5 protein-coding genes and 1 pseudogene are annotated in these 6,330 nt (G+C 32.7%); all 6 read right to left on the bottom strand.

The window, feature by feature from the left end; translation table 11 throughout:
* A pseudogene (locus tag DXA13_RS19175) lies at positions 1 to 265 on the bottom strand (DNA repair protein); the annotation flags it as partial.
* On the bottom strand, positions 235 to 690 hold the full coding sequence (locus tag DXA13_RS19170) for a hypothetical protein (protein ID WP_118246629.1): 456 nt from the start codon (positions 688 to 690) through the stop codon (positions 235 to 237). The pseudogene DXA13_RS19175 and the gene DXA13_RS19170, both read right to left, overlap by 31 nt.
* Before the next feature lie 13 nt (positions 691 to 703).
* Positions 704 to 1,840, bottom strand: coding sequence for an aminotransferase class V-fold PLP-dependent enzyme (locus DXA13_RS19165; RefSeq protein ID WP_118246628.1), 1,137 nt, complete (start codon positions 1,838 to 1,840; stop codon positions 704 to 706).
* A gap of 12 nt (positions 1,841 to 1,852) precedes the next feature.
* Positions 1,853 to 4,780: a hypothetical protein gene (locus tag DXA13_RS19160; protein WP_118246627.1), complete on the bottom strand. Its 2,928-nt coding sequence runs from the start codon at positions 4,778 to 4,780 to the stop codon at positions 1,853 to 1,855.
* A 23-nt stretch (positions 4,781 to 4,803) separates the two neighbouring features.
* On the bottom strand, positions 4,804 to 5,445 hold the full coding sequence (locus tag DXA13_RS19155) for a hypothetical protein (protein WP_118246626.1): 642 nt from the start codon (positions 5,443 to 5,445) through the stop codon (positions 4,804 to 4,806).
* Between the two features lie 9 nt (positions 5,446 to 5,454).
* The gene (locus tag DXA13_RS19150; protein WP_118246625.1) at positions 5,455 to 6,330 is read right to left on the bottom strand and encodes a DUF4007 family protein; all 876 of its coding nucleotides are present in this window, start codon (positions 6,328 to 6,330) and stop codon (positions 5,455 to 5,457) included.

Here is a 6,330-nt window from a genome sequence, read left to right as displayed (position 1 = left end):
TTTCTTCATAACAAATTTCTTCCTTTTTATACTTATTCAAAATTTCTTCTTTAACCTCTGGAAAATCCATAATTTCCACACTTGAATCTTCATTGTTCCAAATAGCTTCAAATGCTTTTATTTTATTTTGAACTCGTTCCCAATTATCCTGATTCTTCCAATCACAATATACATCTATAGATTCATAATTAATATCCATAGCTGTCAATGACTCATTCATAGAACCTGTAAATGCTATTTTATTTCCAATTTTGTCCTCAAACACCCCCATTTTCTCGTGTACATTCCCATTTTACTTTCACTATTAACAAGTGCGATTTTTATATCCAACCTTTTATCAGCAATTAAATTAGCCAGAAGATTCAATCTTTGGCTCTCCTTAAAATCTGCTGCATCATAAAGGGAGCGCAATAATGCCTGAACCACCACTCCCCTTTTCTCATAGCCAGCCTTTATCGCAGTTATATCTTCTTCTGATAACCTCGGTGATGCAATCAATCTTATATTTCCGCCATTATTAATGAATGGAATTAGTCCATTAGCTATCATGATAAGCGCTGTTGATGAAAAAAAGCCCACCGCTCGATCATAAGTAATAGCTTCCTTTAATATAGGTGTATAAAATTCTTTTGAAATACTTACTAATTTTGACCTATACTCTTTTTTCACATCCAAATCTTGAAAGCTCATGTAATCCCCCACCTCATAACTCCAACAATGCATTTATCAGAATATCTATATCTTTTTCACTATTGAAGAATCCGATACCAACTCGAACTGTACCTGAAGCATAATCATCCCTCAAATACTTATGAATATATGGCGCACAGTGGTAACCAGTCCGAACTGCGATATCAAAATCCTGATCTAAAACCAGCCCAAGATCATCCGCCTTATACCCATTAATATTAAATGACACAATACTAATGTGCGCGTGTTTACAATCTGGCAAATATAATTTAATATTAGAAATACCTTTTAATTTATCTACTAGATAATCAGTTAAGTATTTTTCGTGCTCATATATGTCATTAGTATTGATCCATTTAAGCGCTGCATTTAATCCTGCAATCGCAACAATATTGGAACTTGCCGCCTCATACTTATTGGGTATACTCTGAGGCATATTTAAGTTTAATGAATCGCTTCCTGTCCCGCCTACAATAAACTCGTCTAAGACCACACCGCTATTTATTATAAATCCAGCGACACCAAGAGGACCATATAACGTCTTATGTCCAGCAAATGCAATAAAGTCAGCTTTTATTTTCTTTACATTTACTTCAAGCAATCCTAAGGATTGAGATGCGTCCAATATTGTAATCGCATCATATTTTTTTGCCTCATTTAGTAAATCTACAATTGGCAAAATATATCCAGTCACATTACTCACATGTGTCACACATACACACTTAGGCTGTTCTCTCGAAAATTGATATCGTACCCTATCTAAATCAATTTCCAAGGTCTCCTCATTAATCGGTAATTCCCTAATTACTATTCCCTTTCTCTTGGATATCAAGTTCAATGTTCGAGCCACTGCATTATGCTCATATGGGGATACATATACAATATCGCCTGCTACAAAAGATAATCCATGAAGTATTTGGTTTAATGCAATTGTCACCGATGGTACTAAAACAACGGAAGTCCCCTTATCTCCATGCACTAATTTTAAAATTTCATTTCTGGTATCATCGATCACTTTAGATGCATATTGAGCCACTCGGTAAGAACCTCGTCCCGCATTAACTGCATAAGTACGATTTGCCTTATCCATCGCTAAATACACTTCTTCAGGTTTGGGAAATGTCGTTGCTGCATTATCCAAATAAATCATGTCTTGACCTCTCTAATCTAATAATCTTTCCAGCATCTCTACTAAAATTGCTACTTTTGTGTTTGTACTTAATTCTTCGCTGTAAGCATCTAATGCTTCCTCAATAAGATTTCTTACAATCGTTCCATCATTTTCTGTCGCCCGTTCATAGCGCCGAGTTACTACTTCACCTTTGCTATTTTTGAAAGTAATTTCTCCCGTTGCTTCCGTTATAGAATCATCTTGAGTCTCTTCGATTTCCAACTTTGTTTCTTTTAAATATCGAAAATACATCTCGCTAGTATTATCAGACCAGTTTTCGACATATATACCCATTATAACTCTAATAAGTCGTCTTACAATCTCTCTGTCATCATATACATTCAAATTTTTAATAAAGCTCATTAACCCAGTAACTTTATTGCTAGAAACTCTTAGTTTAGAAACTTCACTCTGTTCTTCATACCATTGTTTTAATATATGGTGTAAATCTTCATCCGTTTTCTTTTCACAAAACACCATTCTAGTTTTCCGTGCTAACTCATCCAACCATAATTCCAGATAATCCTCCATTAAATGCTTCACCTGTCTAAGCTTTTCAATAGTCTTTAGATAATTATTCTCTACATTTAAAGCCATAGACAATTCATTAAAAATCACTTCATAAGGATTGGCTTCCACCTTCTGCAGCACGGTTCTGACTGCTATACTTATTTTAAATAACTCTTCATCTTCTATAAAATCTGGCTTAATTTTAACATTTCGTGTACATAAAGGTAACGCTCTATACCAACGCTGCATACTTGTAAGAAGATTATTAAGTCTAGATCCATGTAAATCAATATTTCCATCTATTGCAAACAAAGAATTGAGCTCTGTTATATAACTTTCTTTATCCGCATTTTCAGTAGAAATAAATAAATAGTAATCATTTTTAGATTCGCACATATTTAAAATAATATCGGCTGTAACATCAAATTCCTTATTTCCTAAATAGGCAACTACATCTCCTCTCTGCATAAAGATGCCATATGCAAGATAACACGGAATAACTCCATCTCTTATACCTAATGGATGTCTTTTAAGTTGATCTATTAAATCTTTTACTCTTCCTCTCTGCTGCGTGCACAAATTTAAAAACTGATAAATAGTGGCTAACATATTTTCCATTCTTTTATCACATTTATTATCCAAAACTTTTGGATATATAAACAATGATCTAAAAATTGTAGCTTCTGGATTGGAGCCACTGTAGAACATCTCATCTTTTATACCTTCAAGAATAAATGAAATTATATTTTTTCTAGCCTTTTTAATTGGAGTCGTTAAATTTTGTTTATTAACTAGCTCATTGTTTATTACTGGAGTCTGAGAATAATAGCTTTCACAAATCCCACTTACTAATTGATCCAAGTCATAGTTTACTTCTGTATCCACCTGTTTAGATCTAGCGTTATAGTATATAGCCGCACAACCAGAATCTGTACCATAACTATCCTGTAAAAACTTATTTAATTCTAGATTTAAGTCTTCTTCAAAAACATCCAATTCTGTTTGGAGTACAGCATTTTCTTTTAAAAATTCTTGATCTTGCCTTAATGCTTGAATCACTTCAAATTCTTGTATTTGAGCGATCATATTAAATGGCACTTGAGGAACTAGTACAACTAGTTGTTGCAATGAAAAATCCTGCACTTTACCCACTATTTCTTTTAAATGATTATTACTATCTTGATTAATAATAGCTATAACTTTACCATCACAAAATTCATTGTCATCAAACAAGCTTTCTCCAAACATAAGTGAGAAAAAACTTTCATAGGTCATAAATTCATACCTAAAGTATCGCGTTATGGCAAAATCTTGATTGTACTTTTTAGGAATAATAAAATCAAAATTTGATACTTTAGCCAGAACTTTACTTATATTGGCATGATCACCCAAATATTTTCTTCTGTTTTGTATAATCCTACCTAAATCTGCACCTATACTTGTTTTAAAAGCAATTCTACCTACTGATGTTTTAAAATATATTATGTCTTCTTTTTCTAACATCTCATTTAACACATCGTCAAATGTAGAAACTTTCACCGCATTTCGTAAGACCTTTCTATCTGCCGGCAACTCCTCTGGCCTGTTAATTATGTTAATAACAGCCAACGCTTTAACAATCTTTATTTGTTCAGGGGTTGTACACTGAGATATGGCATAATCAGCCTTTAGCCATTCGTCATGTATATATTTATTTGATATTTCTTTCTTAAATATACCTTTAAAGTAATCATATACTAAATCCGCACCAACAGTCCACGCTATTTCTTCTGTATGTTTTTCAATAAAGCGAGCCATACTATTGGGCTCACTTTTAGAGATAAAAGTAAATAACGTCCTCTCATTTTGAGCAACTTTTTCACTAATATTTAATAGCATGTAAGCGCTAACTGGATTCATTGGGTAGCATCCCTGTACCACTACATTAAAAAAATCATTAAACTCAAAATCCGAATGGAAAAACGGGATATCTGCATGAATTTTTTTAGCCCTACTCATATTTACAAAATGAGAAATTTGAGGCACATCATCTTCATTCTTATAATTTTTTATTATAGCATTTTGAATAAGCTCATAATTATTTTTCGATGAAGTTACAAAAAATTTCTCTGTAATTCTACCTTCAATTCCTGTAAAAGAATTAATTATATCTTTTGACAGGTAATTTCCATACTCTTTGATACTCTTATGAGCTACCATTGTAATAAATATTTGCGCATTTTTAGATTCCTGGGCCAATTCGCAAATTTCCTGCAATAGCTTCATATCATTGCCTGCAGCCGTTTTATCCTTACTCTCAATGAATTTACTAAACTCATCAAAGATAATGTAAATACCACCATAATCATATTCTTCGTACAATATTTCACTTATATTTTTAAATAATGGAAGAATATCTGTATTAATCATCGGATTAAATTGGCTTCCTGATGTCAAAACAGGATAAATCTCTTAAATATGGCTAAGGCATCTTTTCTGCATTCCTTTAATGCAAGCTTAAAATCCTGTATATTCCATTTCTTCTCGGATAATTCTAATAAAAACTTATCATAGGTATCTTTATATTCATTTTTCCAAGATTGAATATTTTCTAACGCTCTCGAATAAAAGGTATCAGGAATTAATTCCGTTAAGTTGGCTCTTTTAATTGCCTCATTTAATGCCACAAGGAATGCCTGATCCAGGTCATTATAAGAACTGGAAATAATAACAGGCAAAAATGGTTTTTTTTCGCTCCATACCTTTTTTATATCTGCCACTGCTTTAATATCAACATTATTAACTTTATTAAGTAGCTGTCCAATAATTTCATTATTGCCAGCATTTCTCTCCAAAGTAAGAATCGCTAATAAGACAAGCAATAAGTGAGATTTACCCTTGCCATAAGGACCAATCAAAATAGTTGCCTGCTCTCTATTGCTATTCACTGCATTAATATAATCATCCAAAATTGCTACTGATGATTTCGTTGGAATATAACTCAAAATCTTATCAGTCTTGTTTAAATTCAGATATATATTAATAGCATTTTTGAAATTATCATTTACAAGTATATATTCACCTAATCTTGGCATTTCTTCACCTTATCTATGTCCTTCATAGTATTTTTCAATTATCTCATCGGCACTCTCAGAAAACAACCTATATACCATATCCAAACCTGCCGTACGGTCCACCTTAATATACGACATATTTGAAATTCTATCTAAATAATCATTAAGTGCTACTCTTGTTAGATTATATATATTACCGATTGCATTTTTTCCATTATACAATGCATCAATGCTTACACTATCACTATTTATCTTTTCAAAAGTATCTGCCAATTCATATAAGATCACCCACTCACTTAGTTTTGACAAATCCGGCTGCTTTTTTGTATATTTTCCTTTGGACTGCATTAATAAACCTAAACTAGTCAATGGACTAACATTTTTATCTTCGGGATCATAATCTTCTGACCGTTCTTTGCTATACATCTGAAGCACTACTGTCACATCATCTTTAGCCGTATGTTTCTTTATTGTTGCACCTGCATACTTTTCTAATTCATAAATTAGCGCATGCTCTACTTGCTCTTTCGTATTATCTTCAACTTCTAAATTATTAAATAGCATGTAATATGAAGTCGCATAATTTATATTTTTTACTAAGCGAGAATGTAAAAGCCATAAAGTAAACATATCCTGACAATAAAAATCATGTGCCTTAATACATTTAGCTAGAGGCTTTAGTTCTGCACCAATTCCCGCCCGCTCTTCAATAAGGTCAAACGCTTTTAGCCAATACCTCATTGATTTTACCATATTACTTCCAACTCCAAGTGTCTCCGGCGCATCTGGCTGCAAAAAAATCCTCGGATTATTTTCTATTGCTAATACTCCTTTACTGATCCAGCCCTCACGTAATGCAAACTTTTCGTGTCCTGATATTCTATATAGAACCTTTCCTTCTACCAT

It is taken from the genome of Clostridium sp. AM58-1XD, from assembly GCF_003464085.1.
Classification (GTDB): domain Bacteria; phylum Bacillota; class Clostridia; order Lachnospirales; family Lachnospiraceae; genus Lachnoclostridium_A.
The sequence above is the reverse complement of the archived record's forward strand: the minus strand, read 5'-3'. Positions and strand labels throughout refer to the sequence as shown.